Below are 21,266 nucleotides of genomic sequence, written 5' to 3' on the forward strand. Positions count from 1 at the left end.
AGCGAGGCAGCCTGGGAAGCCCCGGGTCGGGGAGCCTCCCGTTGTCATTTCGTGATCGAGTACACACCGGACGCACAGGCTCGCCCTCCGGGCCCATTGTGTCGGATCCGAGGGTTCGTCGGTGAATGTTGCGCGGCGGCCTTGGCATGCGGCTCCCCATTGATACCGTAGGACGGTGACTTCCTCCCCTGACGACCGCGCCGCCCAGGTGGACGAGACCGAGACCGCGCCGCCGAAGGCATCGACGAAGCCTGTAGCGAAGACGACTGCCGCAAAAACGACGCCCACGAAGACCGCTGCTGCGAAGTCGACTGCTGCGAAGACCGCTGCTGCGAAGTCGACTGCTGCGAAATCGACTGCTGCGAAATCGACCGCCGCGAAGACCACTGCCGCGAAGAAGCCCGCCGGGAACCGCGCTCCGGCGAAACCGGCCGCCTCGAAGGTGGCTCCTGCCAAGAGGCCCGCCGCCACGACGACGGCGAGATCGGCTGCAGAGCAGGCGGCACCGACCGCTGAGGTCGTCGTGGAGCCTCTGAAGAACGCCATGCTCGATCGATCCGCGTCGAACGCCGCTCCGAAGCGCGCGTCTGCGACGGCCCGCACGGCCGCGGCGAAGAACACGGCCGCACGTGCCGCGGCGACGAAGCCCGCCGCGGGGACAACGGCATCGGCGAAGTCCGCGGCAGCCAAGACCGCCGCAGCGAAGACCGCCGCAGCCAAGACCGCCGCAGCGAAGACGGCGGCGGCCAAGACTGCGGCCGCGAAGACCACGGCCCGGTCGACGACCGCGAAGACGGCGGCAGCGAAGACGGCGGCGGCGAAGGCTGCCGCGGAGAAGGCTGCCGCGGACAAGGCTGCCGCGGAGAAGGCTGCCGCGGCCGCCGCGGAGGCCGAGACGGTTGCCGCCACCGCAACGCCCGTCGTCGAGCCGGCGCCGGCTGGCGACCAGACGGCTCCCGTCGAGTCCGCTTCGGCGATCGAACCCGCCCCCGCATCCGAGGAACCGGTGCGCGGTGAGGTAGAGGCACCCGCGGTGACGGCGGCAGACGACGTCGCTGTACCGACCGAGGTCGAGGTCGAGGTCGAGTCGGAGCGCGAAGCGACGTCGGTCGAGGTCGTCGAAGCCGTGGTCGACTCCGACGACGCGGCCTCCGATGCGGTCGGCGCAGCCGACAGCACGTCCGACGGCGAGGCGATCAGCATCCGCGGTCTCGTGAAGCAGTTCGGCGACAACCGTGCCGTCGCCGGGATCGACCTGACAGTCCCGGCCGGGTCGTTCTACGGCGTCGTCGGCCCCAATGGCGCCGGTAAGACCACCACGCTCTCCATCGTCGCCGGTCTGCTGCGCGCCGATGAGGGCAGCGTCGTGATCTGCGGAATCGATCAGGCGGTGCAGCCGCAGGCGGCGAAGCGAATGATGGGCGTGCTGCCCGACCGGCTGCGCACGTTCGACCGGCTCACCGGCCGCCAGCTCCTCTACTACTACGGTCTTCTGCGCGGGCTCACGGCCGATGTCATCGAGAAGCGTGCGGCTGACCTCGCTCGTGCCTTCGATCTCGGCGACGCGCTCAGCCGAGTGGTCTCGGACTATTCGGCGGGCATGACGAAGAAGATCATGCTCGCGGGAGCCATGATCCATTCGCCGCGCGTCCTCGTGCTCGACGAGCCGTTCGAATCGGTCGATCCGGTCTCGTCCGCGGTCATCCTCGACATCCTGCGCGCCTACGTCTCACACGGCGGCACCGTCGTCCTCTCCAGCCACGGCATGGATCTGGTCGAGCGCGTCTGCTCGCGTGTGGCCATCATCGTCAACGGCGAGGTGCTCGCAGAAGGAACGATCGACGAGGTGCGCGCAGGTCAGACCCTCGAAGCCCGCTTCGTGGAGCTCGCCGGATCCAGCGGAGAGGTGGAGGGGCTCGAGTGGCTGCACACGTTCTCCGACTGAGAGTCGCGCTCCTCTTCGGGGCGCTGCGCAGCGATCGTCGGGTTCGGATGCTCGTGATGCTCGCAGCGGTCGTCGCCGTCACGGTCATCGTCTGCCTCGCGATCTTCAGCCTTGCCGATGCTCCTGTTCCCGTCGCCCGCGCGGTCACGGTGCTCGGCGGGGCCGCCCTGCTCGTCGGCTTCCTCGTGGGCCCGATCCTCGTCGGCGCGGTCGACCAGCTGGATCCCCGTCGGTTCGCGGTCTTCGGCGTGGACGAACGCCAGATGCCCTGGGTGCTCACGCTGGCGGCCTTCGTCAGTGTGCCCAGCCTGGCGCTGCTCGCCGTCTACATCAGCGTCTGCATCGTCGCGGTCCAGGCGGGAACGCCGTGGCCGCTCGCCATCCTGATGACGCTCCTCGGCGTCGTGACGACCGTGCTCGTCTCCCGGATCGGTATGGCGGTCAACGCCCTGCTGCTCCCCGAGCGTCGCTCGCGCGAGCTCACCGCGCTGTTCGCGCTCGCGCTGCTGGTGATCGCGTTCCCCGTCGCGGTGTTCCTCGGGTCCCTGCGCTGGGACGGTCTCGTCCCCGACTCACTGGCGACGCTGTCGACGGTGCTCGGGTTCAGTCCGTTCGCCGCGGCGCCTGCCTTCCTCTTCTCGTCCGCTGCAGGAGGGACGGCATCGGCGTGGGTGAGCGGCATCGTGGCGGTCCTCACCGTCGGCCTCCTGTGGGTCGCCTGGTCGTGGCTCGTGCGTCGCCTGCTCACGACGACCGAGCGCCCCGTCACCTCGCGAGAGCGCACCGGGCTCGGTTGGTTCGGTCTCCTGCCGTCCAACGCGTTCGGCGCGATCGCCGCCCGCAGTCTCGTGTACTGGCTCCGGGATCGCCGGTACATCATGAACATCATCGTCGTGCCGGTCGCCGGGGTGCTGACGGTGCTTCCTCTCATCGTCGCGGGCGTGCCCGTCGAGGTCGCCGCCCTGGTGCCCGTCCCGGTGATGGCGCTCTTCTTCGGCTGGCTGCCGCACAACGACGTCGCCTACGACTCGACGGCTCTGTGGACCCACGTGGCGAGCGGGGTGCGCGGGCTTCCCGATCGCCTCGGTCGCCTGGTTCCGGTTCTGCTGGTGGCTGTTCCCGTCCTCGCGATCGCCACGCCGCTGTCGCTCCTCCTCATCGGCGACTGGAGCCTCCTGCTGCCGCTCGGGGGGCTTGCGGCGAGTCTGCTGTTCTCGGCGCTCGGCATCTCGAGCATCGTCTCGGTCGTGGCCCCGTACGCGGTCTCCCGGCCCGGTGACAGCCCTTTCCAGCAGCCGCAGCGGCCCAGCTCGCGAGGCACGTACGGCCCGGCGGCCGCTTTCCTCGGAGCGATCGTGGTCAGCATCCCGACCGCCTGGCTGTTCGCGGCCACGGTCCTCGAGGGGTCGGCCTATGCGCCGGCGACGTTCTGGGTCGGGCTCCTCGTCGGGCTCACCGTGCTGGCAGCCGGAGCGGTCATCGGCGGCCGCATCTTCGAGCGCAGCGGCGAGAGGCTGATGGAGTTCGTCGAGACCGCGTGACGACCGCCCGCGGCGTCTTCGACGCCGCTAGACTCTCGGGATGAGTACTCCGCTGGACAGCCCCGATCAGGGCGGCGTGGCAACGCTTGATCGCGAACTGGAAGAGCTCCTCCGCGAGGAGAATCTCGAGCCGGGCGACCACGAGCGCTTCTCGCACTACGTGAAGAAGGACAAGATCCTCGAGTCCGCGATCACCGGGAAACCGGTGCGGGCACTGTGCGGCAAGAAGTGGACGCCGGGTCGCGACCCGGAGAAGTTCCCGATCTGCCCCACGTGCAAGGAGATCTACGAGTCGATGATCGGCTGACGTCAGTCGGCTTCGACGTACACGGTGGGAATCGCCGGGTCGGACTTGCTGAGCGCGAGAGCGCGCACCGGCAGTTCCTCGCGCACGCGCAGGTGGTGCGCTCGCGCGGCCGCTGTCCCCGCCGCCCCCTCGTGGGCGGTGTCGATGTCTCCCGCCTCGACGAAGGTCACCTGAAGCGCACGGCCGTCGGGGTGCTCGTCGGGCGTGTCCAGTTCCTCGAAGCCGTCGGAGACGACGACCGTCTCTGCGGTCGCGACGCCGTCGACCACGGTGCGGAACGCCGCCTTGCGGCCGCCGTACGAGGCCTTGTCGGCAGACGCCTTCGCCACGCCGATCCACGACCCGTCGGCATCCTGCCGTGCGACGAGCTTGTAGACCATGCTCGCCGTGGGGTATCCGGAGCCGGTGACCACGGATGTGCCGACACCGTAGGCATCGACCGGTGATGCGGCGAGAGCCGCGATGGCGTACTCGTCGAGGTCGCTGGTCACGGTGATGCGTGTGTGGGCGGCACCGAGCTCGTCGAGCTGTGCGCGCACATCCGCGGCGACGATCGGAAGGTCCCCGGAGTCGATGCGCACACCGCCGAGACGGGGGCCGGCGACGCGGATCGCCGTCTCGACGCCGGTGCGGATGTCGTATGTGTCGACGAGCAGCGTGGTGTCGGCGCCCATGCTCTCCACCTGGGCGCGGAACGCCTCCTCCTCGGTGTCGTGCAGCAGCGTCCACGAGTGGGCGGCCGTGCCCATCGTGGGAATGCCCCAGCTCCGCCCGGCTTCGAGGTTGCTCGTCGCGCCGAACCCCGCGATGTAGGCGGCGCGGGCTGCGGCCACGGCTGAGCGCTCGGCCGCACGTCGCGAACCCATCTCCGCCAGCGGACGCTCGCCCGCCGCGATGCTCATCCGCGCGGCGGCGGTCGCGACTGCTGAGTCGTGGTTGAGCACGCTGAGCGCCAGCGTCTCCAGGACCACCGCGTCGGCGAACGTCCCCTCGACGGTGAGGATGGGGGAGCCGGGGAAGTACAGTTCACCCTCGCGGTAACCGCGGATCGATCCGGTGAACCGGTAGTCCTCGAGGTACTTCAGCGACTCGGCGTCCACGACCTGCGCGTCACGCAGGAAGCGCAGCTCCTCCTCACCGAAGCGGAACTCGCGCAGCAGCCCGAGAAGGCGACCGGTGCCGGCCACCACGCCGAACCGGCGACCGCCGGACAAGCGGCGGGAGAACAGTTCGAAGACGCTGGGACGGAAGGCCGTCCCGTCCCGGAGGGAAGCGGCGAGCATCGTCAGCTCGTAGCGGTCGGTGAGCAGCGCCGTCGACGTGGTCATGCGCTCAGCATACTGAGCGTGCTGATGCGCGCGTCGGGCCGCGCGCGGGTAGGCTGGGGAGTCATGAACGACGCGCCGATCGGGATCTTCGACTCCGGTGTCGGCGGGCTCACGGTGGCGCGGGCCATCCGCGCCCAGCTGCCCCGAGAGTCGTTCGTCTACATCGGCGACACCGCGCACTCCCCGTACGGTCCCAAGCCGATCGCCGACGTCCGCCGCTACTCGCTCGAGGTGCTCGACACACTCGTCGACCAGGGCGTGAAGATGCTCGTGATCGCGTGCAACACGGCGTCGGCCGCGATGCTCCGTGACGCGCGGGAGCGATACGACATCCCCGTCGTCGAGGTCATCGGCCCCGCCGTGCGCCGAGCCGTCTCCACGACGCGCAACGGACGGGTCGGCGTCATCGGCACGGTGGGCACCATCGGATCCCGGGCCTATCAGGACATGCTCGAGGTGAACGAGAGACTGCGGGTCTTCACGGCGGCCTGTCCGCGGTTCGTCGAGTTCGTCGAAGCGGGGATCACGGGGACTCCCGAGGTCCTCGCGGTCGCCGAGGAGTACCTCGCTCCGTTGCGGAACGCGGACGTGGACACGCTCGTGCTCGGGTGCACGCACTATCCGTTCCTCCGCGGTGCCATCAGCTATGTCATGGGCGAGGGCGTCACCCTCGTCTCCAGCGACGACGAGACCGCAGGCGACGTGTACCGCCAGCTGGTCAGAGGCGACCTCCTGGCGTCGCCCGACGCGACGGCGACCTACGTCTACGAGGCCACCGGAGCCTCCGCCGATGAATTCACGGCATTGGCCAACCGGCTCATGGGTCGTGAGGTCCGCGACGTGCAGCTCGTGCAGACCGGCGTGATCCCCCTTCCCCGCATCGCCTTCGAGTAAGGCCTCCTCGAATCGTCCTGACTCGATTCGTCCACCCCGACCGAGAGAAGCACATGACCGAAATCGTCCGCGTCGACGGCCGTTCCACCGACCAGCTGCGAGAGATCACCATCGAGCGCAACTGGAGCGCGCACGCCGAGGGGTCCGCCCTGATCAGCTTCGGCGGCACGAAGGTGCTGTGCACCGCCTCCTTCACCAACGGCGTCCCGCGCTGGCTGACCGGGAAGGGCAAGGGATGGGTGACGGCCGAGTACTCGATGCTCCCGCGTGCGACGAACAGCCGCAACGACCGCGAGAGCGTCAAGGGGCGTATCGGCGGTCGCACACACGAGATCTCCCGCCTCATCGGCCGCGCGCTGCGCGCCGTCGTCGACACCAAGGCACTCGGTGAGAACACGATCGTGATCGACTGCGATGTGCTGCAGGCAGACGGTGGCACGCGCACCGCAGCCATCACGGGCGCGTACGTAGCGCTGGCCGACGCGATCGAGTGGGGTCGGGAGAAGAAGTTCATCGGCAAGAACTCCACGCCGCTGCTCGACTCCGTGGCCGCCGTGTCGGTGGGGATCATCGACGGCGAGCCCATGCTCGATCTGGCATACACCGAGGATGTCCGGGCCGAGACCGACATGAACGTCGTGGTCACCGGGCGCGGGCTCTTCGTCGAGGTGCAGGGCACTGCGGAGGGAGCGCCGTTCGACAAGCGCGAACTCGATGCGCTGCTCGAGCTCGGCGTGGCCGGCTGCGAGGACCTGAAGGGCAAGCAGCTCGCCGCGCTGGCGGGGGAGTGACGATGCAGGTCGTCCTCGCGACCCACAACGCCCACAAGGTCGCGGAGTTCCAGCAGATCGTGGCGCAGGCGCGTCCTGACCTCGAGGTCGTCGGCTACGACGGACCCGAACCGGTCGAAGACGGAGTCACCTTCGCCGAGAACGCGCTGATCAAGGCGCGGGCGGCGTCCGCGCACACCGGACTCGCTGCCCTGGCTGACGACTCCGGGATCTGCGTCGACGTGCTCGGCGGCTCTCCCGGAGTCTTCTCCGCCTACTGGGCAGGACAGAAGAAGGATGCTTCGGCCAACCTCGAGCTGCTGCTCGACCAGCTGCGCGATATCGCTGACCCGCACCGGGCCGCGCACTTCACCTCGACGATCGCTCTGGTTCTGCCGGATGGACGCGAGCATGTCGTGGAGGGGCGCTGGCCTGGGCGCCTCGCGCACGCGTCGTCGGGCGACGGCGGCTTCGGATACGACCCGATCTTCATCCCCGATGGTCAGCCGGAAGGGCAGGAGCGGACCGTGGGCGGCTTCTCCGCGGACGAGAAGCAGTCGCAGTCGCATCGGGCCCGCGCTTTCGCCGAACTGCTGCCGCTGCTCGGCGCGCTCTGACGTCGCACGGTCCTTCAGCGAATCGCAGATGACGGTGAGAATCGTTACCCTTCCCGACTAGTCGGAACCGGGCTTCCGGCCCGGTTTCCCGGTCTAGCCTGGGGGCATGCACGATCACGCACCCGCCGCCGGCGGCATCCGTTCGGCCAGCAGTCGACGCCTGTTGGCGATCTCGTTGTCGCTCACCGCGACCGTGATGGTCGTGCAGGTCGTCGGTGCGATCCTGACCGGATCGCTCGCGCTCCTCGCGGACACCGCCCACATGTTCACGGATGCGTCCGCCCTCGTCATCGCGCTGATCGCGGCGACGGTGGCCGCACGCCCGGCCGATGACCGGCGCACCTTCGGCTATCAGCGCGCCGAGGTGTTCGGCGCGCTGATCAACGCGGTGATCCTGATCGCTCTGGCGACCTGGGTGGCGGTGGAGGGCATCGGTCGGCTCGTGAACCCGGGAGACGTCGAGGTCGCCGGCGGGCTCATGCTGGTCGTCGCCGTGGTGGGCCTGGTCGCCAACGCCATTTCGATGTGGTTGCTGAGCCGCGCGCAGCGCACGAGCATCAACGTGCGTGGGGCGTATCTCGAGGTGATGGGCGACCTGATCGGATCTGCGGCCGTCATCGTCGCGGCGATCGTCATCCTCCTCACCGGATGGATGCCGGCGGATGCCATCGCGTCCCTCTTCATCGCCGCCATGATCATCCCGCGGGCGGTCACACTCCTACGCGAGGTCTTCTCGGTCCTCGCCGAATCCGCGCCGAAGGGGACGGCCGTCAGCGACATCCGGACGCACCTGCTCGGATACGCGGGTGTGGTCGGAGTGCACGATGTGCATGTCTGGCAGCTGACCCGAGGGGCGCCCGTGTTCACGGCCCACGTGAGCGTCGATCCGCAGTTGATCGCCGACGGACGATCGACGCAACTGCTCTCCGACATGCAGGCGTGTCTCGCCGATCACTTCGACGTCGAGCACTCGACCTTCCAGATCGAGCCGGCGGAACAGTCGGACTGCGAACCGCATCACGCCTGAGGCGAGCCGACGAGTGGGTGTTCAGGGCTCGACGACGATGTCGTCCGGCTCCTTGTCCGGGCGCAGCCCCCGCCACCGGGCGTGGCGAAGGACGCCGTCCGGAGTCCAGTTCGCGAACTCCACTTCGCCGACGAGCTCGGGGCGCACCCAGAGTGCATCGGACGCATCGGGGGCCGGCACGCCCTCGAGGGGAGCGGTCTTCACGCGCAGCGGCTCCAGGCGCGTGAGGAGGTCGCGCAGGATGCGTTCCGTGAACCCGGAGCCCACGCGTCCGACGTAACGGAGCCGTAGCGGTCCGTCGACACCGTCAGCAGGCTCCGGCACCGCGAGCAGCAGCGAGCCGAGGGTGCTCTCCCGATCCCCCTTCCCCGGGCGGATGCCGACGATCACGGCCTCCTGCATGCGCGTGTGCTTGAGTTTCAGCCAGGACGGGCTTCGTTGCCCCGGGCGATAGCGGGACTGCGGATCCTTGACCACGACCCCTTCGAGGCCGAACTCCCGGCTCGCGGCCAGGGCAGCGTCGACGTCGTCGAAGACCGGCGGGAGCTGGACGGGAGCGTCGAGGTCGGCGATCACGTCTTCGAGCAGTGTGCGCCTTTCCCGCAGCGGCATTCCGGTGAGGTCATGACCGTCGAGGCGCAGCAGATCGAACAGCATGTAGACGATCGGCGTGCGGATGACCTCACGCTCGATCTCACGCGGCCTCGTGAGGTGCATGCGGTTCTGCAGCAGCGAGAAGCTCGGTCGCCCGTGGCCGTCGAACGCCACGATCTCCCCGTCCACGACGGCGTCCGTGACCGGGAGGAACGGCGCACCATCCGCTGTCAGTTCGGGGTAGCGGGCGGTGATATCGGTGCCCCGACGTGCGTGCAGCAGCATCCGCCCGTCCGCCCACGTGCCCATCGCGCGGATGCCGTCCCACTTCACCTCGACCCAAGAGGGGTCGCTCAGCGCGCGCGCGACTCCGGGCGTGCCGTTCTCCGCGAGCATCGGTGCGAGCGTGGCGGGGGTGCTGTCGGTCGCCGGGATCGGTCCGCTACGCGGATGGCGCGAAGATCGACGCGGCGATGTCGTCGCCGCGGGCGGCGGCGGCGGCGTCGACTCGACGGCGTGGGGTCGAAGGCTCGCGAGAGGATCCATACCCGAAGCCGACCTGTTCAGAACCTGTTCGAAGTCGAGCTGCGCCAGGGTGGGGTCGTCGAGCTCCTCCCAGGTGCGAGGGGCGGCGACCCAGGGGCGTGCGCGACCACGAAGGGAGTAGGGCGAGATGGTCGTCTTCTTGCCGTTGTTCTGGCTCCAGTCGAGGAAGACCTTCCCCCCGCGCACCGCCTTCGACATGACGCTGGTGGCGAGGTCGGGGTGATCGTTCTCGATCAGGCGCGCGAGTTCCTTCACGACGGCGGAGATCTCGTCGCTGGTCTGCTCGCCCGGCAGAGCCGCGTACAGGTGGATGCCCTTGCTCCCACTCGTCACAGGGAACGGATCGAGTCCCATGTCGGTCAGGATGACGCGGGCGAACCGGGCGACCTCGGCGCACTGCGCAAGACCCACCCCGGGCCCGGGATCGAGATCGAGGACGAGACGATCGGGGCGACCGGGCAGCCCGTCCGGGGCGAAGCGCCATTGCGGCACGTGCAGTTCGATCGCCGCGACCTGGGCGAGCCACACCAGGGTGGGCACGTCCTCGACCAGCGGATACTCCTTCGGGCCGTCGGAATGCTGGATCGCCTGCCGCGGAATCCACTCGGGCGCCCCGGGTTCGAGCTGCTTCGTGAAGAACGCATCGGCCGGAGCATCCGCGGTTCCGACTCCCTCCACCCAGCGCTTGCGGGTCACCGGACGACCGTCCAGGAGAGGAAGGAGGAGGGGGGCGATGGTGCTGTAATAGGCGATGACCTCACCCTTGGTGGTGCCGGTCTCGGGGTACACGACCTTGTCGAGGTTCGTCACGCGCAGACGACGGCCGCCGACCTGCACGACCTGCCCCTGTCCGACCATGCAGCCAGCGTAGTCAAGGGTCTGGCCGCGACGGTGTCGGCTGGTGTTCACTGGTCACATGAGAACGATCTGGAAGGGCGCGCTGACGTTCGGCCTCGTGAACGTGCCGGTCAAGGTGTACTCCGCGACCGAGGACCACGACGTGCCGCTGCATCAGGTGCACGAGAAGGACGGCGGGCGCATCCGCTACCAGCGCACCTGCGAGGTGTGCGGTGAGACGGTGGCCTACGCCGACATCGACCGCGCCTACGTCGAGGAGGGGCAGACCGTCGTGCTCACCAAGGACGACCTCGCAGCCCTCCCTGCGGAGAAGAGCCGGGAGATCGACGTGGTCGAGTTCGTCCCGTCCGACCAGGTCGATCTGCTCACGCTCGACAAGCCGTACTACCTCGAGCCCGACTCGAAGTCTCCCAAGGCGTACGTGCTGCTGCGGAAGACCCTGGAGCAGACCGATCGCACCGCGATCGTGCGGTTCACGCTACGGCAGAAGACGAGGCTGGCGGCGCTCCGCGTGCGGGGCAAGGTGCTCGTGCTGCAGACGCTCCTATGGGCCGACGAGGTGCGCGAAGCCGAGTTCCCCGCGCTGGACGAGGACGTGCGGATCTCGAAGAAGGAGCTCGAGCTCTCGGCATCGCTCGTCGACAGCTACTCGGCTGATTTCGATCCCGAGGAGTTCGTGGACGAGTACCAGAAGGAGCTGCGCACCCTCATCGACGCGAAGATCGAGGCAGGCGACACGTTCGACGTGGCAGAGACCTTCGGCGAAGCCGAGAAGGCGGCCGAGGGCGGCGAGGTCATCGACTTGATGGAGGCGCTCCGCGCCAGCGTCGCGCGCACCAAGGAGGAACGCGCCAAGAACGCGGGCTGAGAGGTCGGCGCCGCGGTGACGGCGCCGGGAACTCAGTGCTTGCCGTCGCCGTCCAGGTCGGGCGCGCGGTCGAACACGTCGGCGTCCAGGACGAGCTCCTGCGCCTCCTCGGCATCCGTCACGACGTCTTCACCGGCCGCTGCAGCCTTCTTCGCCTTGTGGCGCTCGGAGAAGTAGTGCCAGAGCGTAACCAGAGCGGTGCCGCCGACCGCGATCAGCAGGATCACGTCGATGTACTCGACGACGAGATCGCGCACCCACGGGATGTAGGCGATCAGGTAGCCGACCATCGTGAGGCCGAAGCCCCAGATCATGGCGCCGATGAAGTTGTACAGCGAGTATCGACGCCACGGCATGTGTCCGACGCCCGCTGCGACCGGGGCGAAGGTGCGCACGATCGGGACGAAGCGCGCCAGGATGACCGTGAGACCGCCGAAGCGCTCGAAGAACGCGTTCGTCCGCTCCACGTTCTTCTTGCTGAAGAGCCCCGATTCCTTGCGCTCGAAGATCGCCGGGCCGCCCTTGTGGCCGATCAGATAGCCGACTTCGCCGCCGATGAACGCCGAGAGGGCGATCAGGAGCGAGACGACCCAGATGTTCACGCCGAACACGTTGCTGGTGTGCGTGAGCAGGCCCGCGATGATGAGCAGCGTGTCGCCGGGAAGCAGGAACCCGACCAGCAGACCCGTCTCGGCGAAGATGATGAAGCACACGACGAGCAGTGCCCACGGCCCGGCCGCGCCGATGATCGTCTGGGGGTCGAGCCAGGGGATGAGAGCGGTCGGCGCGTGCAGCATGGTTTCGAGCACTGGGGGAGTCCCGTCGGTCGTGAGTGGTCGGCGGTGCGGCTGAGCGACGCGTGCGGCGACCGGCGGACGGCAGCATCGTCTCTCGTGCGGAAGGTGGGACTTGAACCCACACGCCCTGGGGCACAGGAACCTAAATCCTGCGTGTCTGCCAATTCCACCACTCCCGCGCGGTGGAATCAGTCTACTGACCGCTGAAACCGCGTGTCTGGGGATCAGCCCGCAGTTCGCCCCCGCCGACCGACGGGCCGCGCCTCACGCGTGAGGAGCCGAGGGTGGGATGCCGGGCTCCGACGGGTTCGGCGCGAGAGGTTCTTCGGGGTTCGGCGCGAGAGGTTCTTCGGGGTTGGGCGCCAGCGGCTCTTCCGGGTTGGGGGCGAGCGGCTCATCGGGGAAGAGCGGAGAGGGCTCGTCGGGGTTCGACGGGGACGGAGTGGTGTCGGTCATGTCGGTGTCCTTTCGCTGAGATCACGTCATGCATCGCCGAGTCCAGCAGGGGACGGCCACGGCGTCTGCTCCCTTGCGCGACGGCGACGGATGTGGTGAGGGTCGTGCTGAGGCGGCGCTCCCGCGGTCCCCAAGATGGCTGTGGATAACTTCGGAGCCACCCGGCGGATTGTTGCGAGGATGCCGGGGTGAGTCATCCTTCCGCCCTTGTCGCCGAACGTGTGCGGATGCGTCTCCGATCCGAGGGCATCGATCCCGCCGTGGATCCGGACTCGGCGTGGCGGATCACTCACGCGGAGGTGCGTCGTCATGACGACCGCGCCCTCGCGCGCGGGGAGGCCCTGATCGAGGACGAGGCGGCGTGCGTCCGCGAGGTGCTGGCATCCCTCAGCGGATTCGGGGCGCTGCAGCCCCTGCTCGACGATCCCGTGGTCGAGGAGATCTGGCTGAACGGCTCCGGCCACGTGCATGTGGCTCGTGAGGGCGTAGCGGAACGGACCCGGCTGCGACTCGACGAGATCGCGGTGCGCGATCTCGTCGAACGGATGCTGCAGTCCACCGGACGACGTGTGGACATCAGTCAGCCGTTCGTCGACGCTTCGCTACCCGACGGGTCTCGTCTGCACGTGGCCATCGCCGATGTCGTGCGAGGGTCGTGGGCCGTCAACATCCGCAAGTTCCTGCCGAAGTACCGGTCGCTCGAGGCATTGACACGTCAGGGCATGATGCCCGCCACCGTCGCGGAGACCCTGCGGGGCGCGATGCACGACGGTCGCAGTGTGATCGTCTCCGGAGCGACGCATGCCGGCAAGACGACCGTGCTCGGGGCGCTGCTGGACTCATGCGCCGGGTCGCAGCGCATCGTGACGGTCGAGGAGACCTTCGAGTTGGCCGTCGACGGCCCCGACCTCGTCGCGCTCCAAGGGCGTCAGGCCAGCCTGGAAGGCACAGGCGAGATCACCCTGCGCCGTCTGGTCAAAGAAGCGCTGCGCATGCGGCCGGATCGGCTGGTGGTCGGTGAGGTGCGCGACGCCGAGGCGCTCGATCTGGTGCTCGCGCTCAACACCGGCGTCCCCGGTGCCTGCACCGTACACGCGAGCTCCGCCACGGAGGCGCTCGAGAAGCTGAGCATCCTGCCGTTGCTGGCCGGCCGGAACATCGATCGCGGATTCATCGCTCCTGCGCTCGCGGCGTCGGTCGATCTCGTGGTGCACTGCGTCCGCGACCGTGCCGGGGAACGGCGGGTGCAGGAGATCATCGCTCCCACCGGCGACGTCGATGACGGACGCATCCGCACCACCCGGATCTATCAGGCCGAGGTCGCGTCGTGACGTTCCTCCTCGGGGCGGTCCTCGCGGCCGGAGTGCTCCTGTGCGCGTCTCCGTGGCTGTGGCCACCGAGACCGGACGCCGCCCCGACGGCCCCCAAGGCGCGACTGATCCGTTTGAACGCCGAGGCGGGGTTCGACAGTCTGTCGGCGCGTGCGCTCATCGCCGTGATCATGGCCGCCGGGCTCACCGCCGCCTCCACCGCATGGCTGCTGACCGGACTCCCCATCCTCGTGCTGCTCGCCGCGTCGGCGGGAGCCTTGACGCCGATCATGTTCCTGCGCGGAAGGCGGCTGCGGCTGCGCCGGCTGCGTCGGCAGCTGTGGCCCGACGTCTGCGACCTTCTGATCGCGTCGATCCGCGTCGGACTCTCCCTCCCCGATGCCGTGGCGAGCCTGGCCGAGTCCGCGCCCACGATGCTGCGGCCCGCGTTCGGCGTGTTCGCCAGAGACCTGCAAGCGAGCGGTCGATTCGAGACGAGCCTCGATCGGCTGAAGACGTCGTTGGCGGACCCGATCGGCGATCGCATCGTCGAGACCCTGCGGATGGCGCGTCAGGTCGGCGGCACCGAGCTGGTCGGGGTGCTCCGCGCGCTCTCCGCGTCCGTGCGGGCGGATGCCGCCCTGCGGGGAGAGGTCGAGGCGCGGCAGTCGTGGATTCGCGGCGCGGCCGTGCTCGGCGCGATCGCACCGTGGGTCATCCTCGCGCTACTGGTCATGCGACCGGAAGGCGCCTCGGCGTATGGCACACCCGAAGGCGTGATCGTGATCTGCGTCGGCGCGGGGGTCTCGGTCATCGCCTTCCAGATCATGGTCCGCGTCGGGCGGCTCCCGGAACCTCGGCGGTGGTTCGGGTGAGCGGGTTCTCTGCGCTCGCCTGTGCCGTGCTCGTCGGTGGCGGCTTCGCCGTCGGGGTGCTGAGCATCCTCGCCGGCCTCCCGCGCTGGCGGGCCGCTTCACTGAGCGTGCGGATCGGCCCCTACGTGCGAGAGGTGGTCCCGGATGAGGACCTCCCACGGGGTGTTCTCCCGCTCGCGGGCACACTGCCCGCGAACGCCCGAACTCTGTGGGGCGGGCTGCGGGACGTGTTCGAGCGCATACTCGGAGGCGGAGAGGTGCTTCGGCGGCGGCTCTCCCAGGCCGGTGTTTCGATGGAGCCGGCGACGTTCCGTGGCAGGCAGTTGGGCTGGGCGCTCGCCGGCATCGGGGCCGGCGCCGTCGTTCTGATCGTGCTCGCCCTGACCGGACGGCTGTCCGTTCCCACAGGCGTCATGCCGTTGCTGTGCGGCGCCGCCGCCGCGACCGCGTACGATCTGCAGCTGTCGGCACGGGCCAAGGCGCGCCGCGTGCGTCTCACCGATGAGCTTCCGACGACCCTGGAGTTCCTGGCCCTGTGCCTGTCGGCAGGCGAGGGGTTCCTCGATGCTCTGCGTCGTGTGGCCGCTGTCGGCTCCGGCGAGCTGACCGGCGAGCTCCGTGGCGTCGTGGTCGCGGTCGGCACCGGGTCGCCGCTCGCCGATGCGCTGACCGAGATGGCGAGACGCCTCGACCTGACCGCGCTGTCACGTGCCGTCGACCAGGTGATCGCCGCCCTCGAGCACGGTGCACCGCTCGCCGCCGTGCTGCATGCGCAGGCGGGAGACGCACGGGAAGACGCGAAGCGAACGCTCATCGAACAGGCAGGGCGCAAGGAGATCCTGATGCTGCTGCCGCTCGTCTTCCTCATCCTCCCGCTGTCGGTGCTGTTCGCCGTCTACCCGGGACTCTTCATCCTCCGACTCGGTATCGGCTGACCGGCCATGACGATCAGCCATGAAAGGACGACCATGTTCGCACCACGACAGGACACCCGTCATCTTCAGGGCACCCGGCGACGCCCGTGGCGCTCGGTCGCGAGCCGCGTCGACGCGTTCGCCCGCGACGAGACCGGAGACGTACCCGGCTGGGTGCTCGTCACGCTGATGACGGCCGGACTGGTCGTCTTGATCTGGGCTGTCGCCGGCCCTGCGCTGACCGCACTGTTCGAGCAGGCCATTCAGCGCGTCTCCGGGCTCTGACATGCGCGTCGCGCGGTCACTCGCCGACGACCGGGGATCCAGCCCCGTCGAGTTCCTGCTGGTCGGGACGCTCCTCACAGCGCTGACGCTCGGAGTCCTCCAGCTCGCGCTCGCCGTGTACGTGCGCAACGTGGTCCACGACGCGGCCGTGGAGGGCGCGTATCACGCGGCCCTCGCCGACACGACTCAGGAGGAGGGGATCGAGCGCACCCAGGAGGTCATCACCCGGGCGATCGGTGCGTCGTATGCCGAAGACGTCCGGATCGGCTCCTCGGGCGCTCGAGGGCAGGAGACCGTCGACGTTCGAGTGCGCTCGACCTTCCCTCTGCTCGGACTGATCGGCGTACCTTTCGCGATGGAGGTGGAGGCGCATGCACCGGTGGAGGCGTTCGGTGATCGATGACGCCGGTTCCGCGGCGCTCGAGTTCATCACCGTCGGAGTGATCCTCCTGGTGCCGATGATCTACCTCGTCGTCGCACTCGGAACGATCCAGGAGCAGATTCTCGGAGCGGAGGCGGCCGCTCGCCACATCGCCCGCGCCATCGCGCAGGCTCCCGACGCCGCGTCGGCCGCGGCACGCGGCGACGTCGTGCTCGCACAGGTGATCGACGAGTACGGGCTCGATGCCGGCGCGGTCGATCTCACACTCTCCTGTCGCCCCACGGGCACCGAATGCCCTTCTGCCGGAGCGACGATCATCGTCACCGTCGCCACGCGGGCGCGACTCCCGCTGGTGCCGGAGATCCTCGCCTTGGACCGATCCACCGCGGTGCCCGTGCAGGCGCAATCCGTGCAGAAGATGTCGAGGCTGTGGGGCTCGGAGTGAGCGGCCGCAGTATGCGCGGAGCGCGGGCGGCCGGCATGGGCGATGACGGCAGCACGCTTCCGTTGATCCTCGGCTATGTGCTCCTCACCCTGGTGGTGATCTTCGTGTGTGTCTGCGCCACCGATCTCTATCTCGCGCAGAAGCGACTGGACGCGCTCGCCGACTCCGCCGCGCTCGCCGGGGCGGACGGATTCACCGTGCAGGCGATCGATGGTGCGGTTCGGGCCGAGCTGACGGATGCCGCGGTGACGGAGCAGGCGGCCGAGTTGGTGAGTGCATTGCCGGGGGAGGCGTCACTCGTCTCGGCCAGGACTCCGGACGGGGTGTCTGCGCGAGTGACCGTGGCGGCCTCGTGGCATCCGCCCCTGTTGTCCCCGTTCGTGCCCGACGGCGTCCGCCTGGAGTCCACGGCGACCAGTCGCACCGCGCTGCGTTGACGAGCGAGTCGGTTCAGCGGGGATCGCGCAGCTGCGTGAGCAGACCGTCGAGCCGGGGTTCGAGCTGTGGTGGTATCGCGGTAGGCAGCGCGTCGACCGGCCACCAGCGCAGATCCTCGGATTCGTCGCTGACGGTGAGCACTGCATCTCGATCGACCACGACGGCGATCCCGATGTCGAGGTGCGAGACGCACGCACCGAAGCGGGAGGACAGCCCATGGTGGTCGAGGTCGTACGCGAGGGGAGCGGCCGGTGGGTCCGTCACGATACCGGTCTCCTCACGCAGCTCCCGCAGTGCTGCGCTCACGACAGAGTCGTCGCCGCGCTCGACGTGACCCCCCCGGCTGCACCCAGAACTGTCCCTTGCGGTGGAAGACGAGCAGCGTGTGTTGCAGCGAGGCGTCGAAGACCACGCACGAGGCGGTCAGATGATCCGGACCTGAGCCGCGATGCACCGGCCCCCGGGCCTCCCCGAAGAACGAGGCGAAGTCCGCGTGTGCGCGGCGGTCACGCTCGGAGCGGGGCACGAACGTCGAGACCAGACGATGGGCATCGGCCGTCAGATTCGTGATCATTCCGCACCCTCGTCGGTCGGGTTGTCGTTCGGTCGCTCCCGCGGCACGAACCTCGGTATCCAGCGCACGAACCCTGCCGCGCCGACGAGACCGATCACACCCATGGCGGCCGCGGCGAACGGCAGCGCGGCGACCGCGGTTATCGCCGAGACCAGCAACGGCGCGAGCGCACCGCCCGCATCGGTCAGCGTCCGCCAGGAGCCCAGGAAGGCGGCCGGCTCGCGCTTCGGGGCCACGTCCGCGCCGAGAGTCAGCAGGATGCCGCTGGACAGGCCGTTGCCGACGCCCAGCACCGCCGCGAACATCCCGAACCACAGCACCGCGGCGTCGGCATCGTGCGTGAATGACAGGGCGAGGAAGCCGGCACCCATCAGCACCATCGCGGGCATCGCCGCCCACAACCGCCCGAAGCGGTCCATCACCTGGCCGCTCGCGTAGAACAGCGCGAAGTCGATCGCCCCGGAGACGCCGACCACGAGGGCGATCGTCGAGGCATCCAGTCCCAGCGAGAGTCCCCACAGAGGGAGCACGACCTGTCGGGCGGATCGGACGGCGGAGAGTGAGGCGGCGGCCAGTCCGAGGCGCCCGAGCACCGCGCGCTGTCGCCACATGGTCTGGAAGATCCCCAGCCGTTCGATCGTCGGGATGGATCCGCTCACGGCCTCACCAGAGTCCTCCAGATAGCGCTCGTGAGTGGTCGACGGAAGGGGAGCGATCGCTTTCTCGGGGTCGGGCCCGAAGAGGACCAGCACGACCATCACGACGAGGCAGCCCAGGAAGAACCAGATCGCCGCACTCTCGCTGCCGAAGACCTGCAGGAGCCCGGCGGCGACGAACGGCCCGATGAAAATTCCGAGGCGGAAGCTGCCGCCGAGCAGCGAGAGGGAGCGCGCACGGAAGGCGACCGGCACGCGGGTGGTCATGAACGCGTGACGGGCGAGGCCGAAGGCCGCCGCGCAGATGCCGAGCAGGAACACCGACGCCGCGAGCACGCCGAGCGAGGGCGCGAACACCATCCCGATCCCCGCGATGATCGCGATCACGCCGGCGATCACCATCGTGTACCGCTCGCCGATCCTGCCCACCGCCCATCCGGCAGGGAGGTTGCCGCACAGCTGGCCGATCACCAACGCCGACGCCACGAGCGCGGCGAACGCCACGTCTGCGCCCATGGATGCCGCCAGCACCGGGATGAGCGGGATCACGGCGCCCTCGCCGAGCGCGAACAGGACCGTCGGCAGGTACACCATGGGTCCGAACTGTCGAAGGACCGCCGATGCACTGCTCACGTCTTCACGCTACTCCGGCCGATGTGCCGTCGAAGACGAGGTCCCCGTGCGTGCGGGCGGCACGTTAGGCTGAGGTGTCATGCTCGAACTAGATCTCTCCGCCGAAATCCAGGCGCTCAGGCACACCTTCGGCGACATCAGCGAGGTCGTCGATGTCTCCCGTCTCCGCGACGACATCGCGCGTCTCAGCGAGGAGGCCGGTGCCCCCGACCTCTGGGACGACACCGAGAACGCGCAGAAGGTCACCAGCGCACTCAGCCACCGTCAGTCCGAGCTCGCCCGCATCACCGGCATCGCGCAGCGTCTCGACGACCTCGAGGTGCTCGTGGGTCTCGCGAACGAGATGGGGGATGAGGAGTCCGCGCAGGAGGCTCGCACCGAACTCGCCTCGCTCACCGACCTGATCAACCAGCTCGAGGTGCAGACTCTGCTCGACGGCGAGTACGACGAGCGCAGCGCCATCATCACCATCCGCTCCGGTGCGGGCGGCGACGACGCCACAGACTTCGCAGAGATGCTGATGCGCATGTACCTGCGCTGGGCCGAGCGGCACAAGTACCCGGTCAAGGTCATGGACACCTCCTATGCGGAGGGCGCGGGCATCAAGTCGGCGACGTTCGAGATCGACGCGCCCTACGCGTTCGGCACCATCTCGGTCGAGGCCGGCACACACCGTCTGGCCCGAATCAGCCCGTTCGGATCCGCCGACAAGCGCCAGACGTCGTTCGCCGCGGTCGAGGTCATCCCGCTGATGGAGGAGGCGACCGAGGTCGACATCCCCGAGAACGACATCCGCGTCGATGTGTTCCGCTCTTCCGGCCCCGGCGGTCAGTCGGTCAACACGACCGACTCCGCTGTGCGCCTGACGCACCTTCCGACCGGCATCGTCGTGTCGATGCAGAACGAGAAGTCGCAGATCCAGAACCGCGCCGCCGCCATGCGCGTGCTGCAGACCCGCCTCCTGCTGCTGCAGAAGGAACAGGAAGCAGCCAAGAAGAAGGAGCTCGCGGGCAACATCACCGCGAGCTGGGGTGACCAGATGCGCTCGTACTTCCTCTACGGCCAGCAGCTGGTGAAGGATCTGCGCACCGGCCAGGAGTCGGGCAACCCGGCTGCCGTGTTCGACGGAGACCTGGATGACTTCATCTCCGCGGGCATCCGCTGGCGCAAGCGCAAGATCGAAGACTGAATCCATGAAGAAGGCCCCGGATCACTCCGGGGCCTTCTTCGTGTGACTCGTCAGTATTTCGCACCCTCGAGAGTGCCGGTCACGTCTTCATAGCTGTACAGGATGCACTGGACGGTGCGATCGTCTGCGCGGGCCCAGGAGGTCTCCGTCGGCTGATAGGTGTAGAAATCCAGCACCGAGTCTTCATAGGCGATGCCGACGTATGCGTCGAAGTGCGAGGCACAGCCGTCCCATGCCGCTTCGCCGAGAGCATCGTCGCCGGGGAACGCCTCTTCATCGACCTCGAAGATGAAGTACACCTCATCCGTGTGCGGCCGCTCACACGGGACGACGGGCAACTCGTAGATCTGACCCGTGTCCTCGTAGTCGACGAACGGCAGGCAGTCGCCGACCTCGAGCTCGGCGAAGGGCACCATCTCGGCACCCTCGATCGGCGCGGGGTCCGTGCGCTCCTCGGCGCTCGCAGCGGCGTCGGCCGGGGCCGAGACGGTCGCGAGCAGCAGCAGCGACACGGCGAACGCCAGGAGCGCTCCGATCGCCGACACCACCAGCCCCGTGATCCCCGGCCACTTGCGGCCGCGGAGGAACAGGGACACGAGCGACAGCACGAATCCGACGCCGAGAAGCGCCCAGCCGACGATCGAGATCACCGGGATGCAGGCGCACACGACGCCGACGACCACCACGGCGAGACCGATGATTCCGAGCACCGAGACTCCGGGCGCGGGCGGCTGCGGTGCCGGCGCACCCCACGCCCCGCCGGGTGCTCCGACGAGGTCGGGCGCGATCATCCGCTCGGTCGACACCCCCGACGAGGGCAGCGTGTAGGGCGGGGTGAACGGCGCTGTGCCGGGCGACGGCACGGCGGAGGCAACCGGCTCGACCGACGGTCGTTCCGGGGCCACCGGCGCACCGTCGGAGGTCCGCACGTGCGCGGTCCACTGCGTGCCGTCCCACCACCGCAGGCTGCCGGAGCCGTCGTCATACCAGCCGGCAGGCGTCGTCATCAGATGGTTC

The 21,266-nt window shown here is 68.9% G+C and carries 23 protein-coding genes, 1 tRNA gene and 1 pseudogene; 16 read left to right on the top strand and 9 right to left on the bottom strand.

The genetic code is table 11. The features are described 5' to 3' along the window. Positions 1–175 precede the first annotated feature (175 nt). Genes GZ67_RS21040 through GZ67_RS0113475 form a run of 3 tightly spaced genes read left to right on the top strand, consistent with a single transcriptional unit; the run spans position 176 to position 3,793 of the window. Positions 176–1,945, top strand: a complete 1,770-nt coding sequence (locus GZ67_RS21040; RefSeq protein ID WP_231481810.1) for an ABC transporter ATP-binding protein — start codon at positions 176–178, stop codon at positions 1,943–1,945. After that, positions 1,921–3,486, top strand: a complete 1,566-nt coding sequence (locus GZ67_RS0113470) for a hypothetical protein (RefSeq protein ID WP_029262519.1) — start codon at positions 1,921–1,923, stop codon at positions 3,484–3,486. The genes GZ67_RS21040 and GZ67_RS0113470 overlap by 25 nt, the downstream gene beginning before the upstream one ends. A 40-nt stretch (positions 3,487–3,526) precedes the next feature. Beyond that, a complete protein-coding gene (locus tag GZ67_RS0113475) occupies positions 3,527–3,793 on the top strand; it encodes a DUF3039 domain-containing protein (RefSeq protein WP_026049764.1) in 267 nt (88 codons plus the stop codon). Positions 3,794–3,795: 2 nt separating this feature from the next. Here the strand turns inward: GZ67_RS0113475 and GZ67_RS0113480 are convergent. After that, positions 3,796–5,187, bottom strand: a pseudogene (locus GZ67_RS0113480) (nicotinate phosphoribosyltransferase); the annotation flags it as partial. On the opposite strand from GZ67_RS0113480, the gene murI reads away from it, so the two are divergent. The 4 genes from murI to GZ67_RS0113500 all read left to right on the top strand — a co-directional run bounded on the left by murI (position 5,185) and on the right by GZ67_RS0113500 (position 8,429). Then, positions 5,185–6,015 carry a glutamate racemase gene (murI, locus tag GZ67_RS0113485; RefSeq protein WP_029262517.1) on the top strand — a complete coding sequence of 277 codons (831 nt, stop codon included), beginning with the start codon at positions 5,185–5,187 and terminating at the stop codon, positions 6,013–6,015. The pseudogene GZ67_RS0113480 and the gene murI sit on opposite strands and share 3 nt — an antisense overlap. 53 nt (positions 6,016–6,068) lie before the next feature. Beyond that, positions 6,069–6,806, top strand: a complete 738-nt coding sequence (gene rph, locus GZ67_RS0113490) for a ribonuclease PH (RefSeq protein WP_029262516.1) — start codon at positions 6,069–6,071, stop codon at positions 6,804–6,806. 2 nt (positions 6,807–6,808) lie between these two features. After that, complete coding sequence (gene rdgB, locus GZ67_RS0113495; RefSeq protein WP_029262515.1) at positions 6,809–7,402, top strand: RdgB/HAM1 family non-canonical purine NTP pyrophosphatase; 594 nt, start codon at positions 6,809–6,811, stop codon at positions 7,400–7,402. Between the two features lie 106 nt (positions 7,403–7,508). Then, positions 7,509–8,429: a cation diffusion facilitator family transporter gene (locus GZ67_RS0113500; RefSeq protein WP_029262514.1), complete on the top strand. Its 921-nt coding sequence runs from the start codon at positions 7,509–7,511 to the stop codon at positions 8,427–8,429. Positions 8,430–8,450: 21 nt separating this feature from the next. On the opposite strand, the gene ligD is transcribed toward GZ67_RS0113500, so the two are convergent. After that, positions 8,451–10,427: a non-homologous end-joining DNA ligase gene (gene ligD / locus GZ67_RS0113505; RefSeq protein WP_029262513.1), complete on the bottom strand. Its 1,977-nt coding sequence runs from the start codon at positions 10,425–10,427 to the stop codon at positions 8,451–8,453. Positions 10,428–10,485: 58 nt separating this feature from the next. Between ligD and ku the strand changes: the two genes are divergently transcribed. Further along, a complete protein-coding gene (ku, locus tag GZ67_RS0113510; protein ID WP_029262512.1) occupies positions 10,486–11,295 on the top strand; it encodes a non-homologous end joining protein Ku in 810 nt (269 codons plus the stop codon). A 32-nt stretch (positions 11,296–11,327) separates the two neighbouring features. Here the strand turns inward: ku and GZ67_RS0113515 are convergent, their stop codons facing one another. From GZ67_RS0113515 to GZ67_RS0113525, 3 genes are all read right to left on the bottom strand, one after another. Beyond that, positions 11,328–12,092 carry a DedA family protein gene (locus GZ67_RS0113515; RefSeq protein WP_029262511.1) on the bottom strand — a complete coding sequence of 255 codons (765 nt, stop codon included), beginning with the start codon at positions 12,090–12,092 and terminating at the stop codon, positions 11,328–11,330. Positions 12,093–12,189: 97 nt separating this feature from the next. After that, positions 12,190–12,271, bottom strand: a tRNA-Leu gene (locus GZ67_RS0113520). Between the two features lie 85 nt (positions 12,272–12,356). After that, a complete protein-coding gene (locus GZ67_RS0113525) occupies positions 12,357–12,548 on the bottom strand; it encodes a hypothetical protein (protein ID WP_051662534.1) in 192 nt (63 codons plus the stop codon). Between the two features lie 188 nt (positions 12,549–12,736). Between GZ67_RS0113525 and GZ67_RS0113530 the strand changes: the two genes are divergently transcribed. The 7 genes from GZ67_RS0113530 to GZ67_RS0113560 are packed head-to-tail and all read left to right on the top strand — an operon-like array spanning position 12,737 to position 17,196. Continuing rightward, entirely contained in the window at positions 12,737–13,879 is a 1,143-nt protein-coding gene (locus tag GZ67_RS0113530; protein WP_036303606.1) for a CpaF family protein, read from the top strand. Beyond that, on the top strand, positions 13,876–14,733 hold the full coding sequence (locus GZ67_RS0113535; RefSeq protein ID WP_029262508.1) for a type II secretion system F family protein: 858 nt from the start codon (positions 13,876–13,878) through the stop codon (positions 14,731–14,733). The genes GZ67_RS0113530 and GZ67_RS0113535 overlap by 4 nt, the downstream gene beginning before the upstream one ends. Beyond that, positions 14,730–15,668: a type II secretion system F family protein gene (locus GZ67_RS0113540; protein ID WP_029262507.1), complete on the top strand. Its 939-nt coding sequence runs from the start codon at positions 14,730–14,732 to the stop codon at positions 15,666–15,668. Before GZ67_RS0113535 ends, GZ67_RS0113540 begins: the two co-directional genes overlap by 4 nt. A 33-nt stretch (positions 15,669–15,701) precedes the next feature. Continuing rightward, positions 15,702–15,932, top strand: a complete 231-nt coding sequence (locus GZ67_RS0113545; RefSeq protein ID WP_036303604.1) for a hypothetical protein — start codon at positions 15,702–15,704, stop codon at positions 15,930–15,932. A 1-nt stretch (position 15,933) separates the two neighbouring features. Continuing rightward, positions 15,934–16,335 carry a TadE/TadG family type IV pilus assembly protein gene (locus tag GZ67_RS0113550; RefSeq protein WP_029262505.1) on the top strand — a complete coding sequence of 134 codons (402 nt, stop codon included), beginning with the start codon at positions 15,934–15,936 and terminating at the stop codon, positions 16,333–16,335. After that, complete coding sequence (locus GZ67_RS0113555; RefSeq protein WP_231481811.1) at positions 16,325–16,759, top strand: TadE family protein; 435 nt, start codon at positions 16,325–16,327, stop codon at positions 16,757–16,759. Before GZ67_RS0113550 ends, GZ67_RS0113555 begins: the two co-directional genes overlap by 11 nt. Further along, positions 16,756–17,196, top strand: coding sequence for a pilus assembly protein TadG-related protein (locus GZ67_RS0113560; protein WP_315985401.1), 441 nt, complete (start codon positions 16,756–16,758; stop codon positions 17,194–17,196). Before GZ67_RS0113555 ends, GZ67_RS0113560 begins: the two co-directional genes overlap by 4 nt. 13 nt (positions 17,197–17,209) lie before the next feature. On the opposite strand, the gene GZ67_RS20240 is transcribed toward GZ67_RS0113560, so the two are convergent. From GZ67_RS20240 to GZ67_RS0113570, 3 genes are read right to left on the bottom strand one after another with little or no spacing between them, the layout of a single operon-like run. After that, positions 17,210–17,503, bottom strand: a complete 294-nt coding sequence (locus tag GZ67_RS20240) for an NUDIX domain-containing protein (protein WP_051662535.1) — start codon at positions 17,501–17,503, stop codon at positions 17,210–17,212. Then, positions 17,475–17,771: a hypothetical protein gene (locus GZ67_RS20245; protein WP_051662536.1), complete on the bottom strand. Its 297-nt coding sequence runs from the start codon at positions 17,769–17,771 to the stop codon at positions 17,475–17,477. The genes GZ67_RS20240 and GZ67_RS20245 overlap by 29 nt, the downstream gene beginning before the upstream one ends. Further along, positions 17,768–19,021, bottom strand: coding sequence for an MFS transporter (locus GZ67_RS0113570; protein WP_029273922.1), 1,254 nt, complete (start codon positions 19,019–19,021; stop codon positions 17,768–17,770). Before GZ67_RS0113570 ends, GZ67_RS20245 begins: the two co-directional genes overlap by 4 nt. 118 nt (positions 19,022–19,139) lie before the next feature. Here GZ67_RS0113570 and prfB point away from each other — a divergent pair, with 118 nt between their 5' ends. After that, positions 19,140–20,249 (top strand): peptide chain release factor 2, encoded by a 1,110-nt coding sequence (gene prfB, locus GZ67_RS0113575; RefSeq protein ID WP_029262501.1) that lies wholly within the window; start codon positions 19,140–19,142, stop codon positions 20,247–20,249. 50 nt (positions 20,250–20,299) lie between these two features. Here the strand turns inward: prfB and GZ67_RS20835 are convergent, their stop codons facing one another. Then, complete coding sequence (locus GZ67_RS20835; RefSeq protein WP_051662537.1) at positions 20,300–21,256, bottom strand: DUF2510 domain-containing protein; 957 nt, start codon at positions 21,254–21,256, stop codon at positions 20,300–20,302. Positions 21,257–21,266: the final 10 nt, after the last annotated feature.

The sequence above is a fragment of the Microbacterium sp. Cr-K20 genome, assembly GCF_000708325.1.
Lineage (GTDB): Bacteria > Actinomycetota > Actinomycetes > Actinomycetales > Microbacteriaceae > Microbacterium.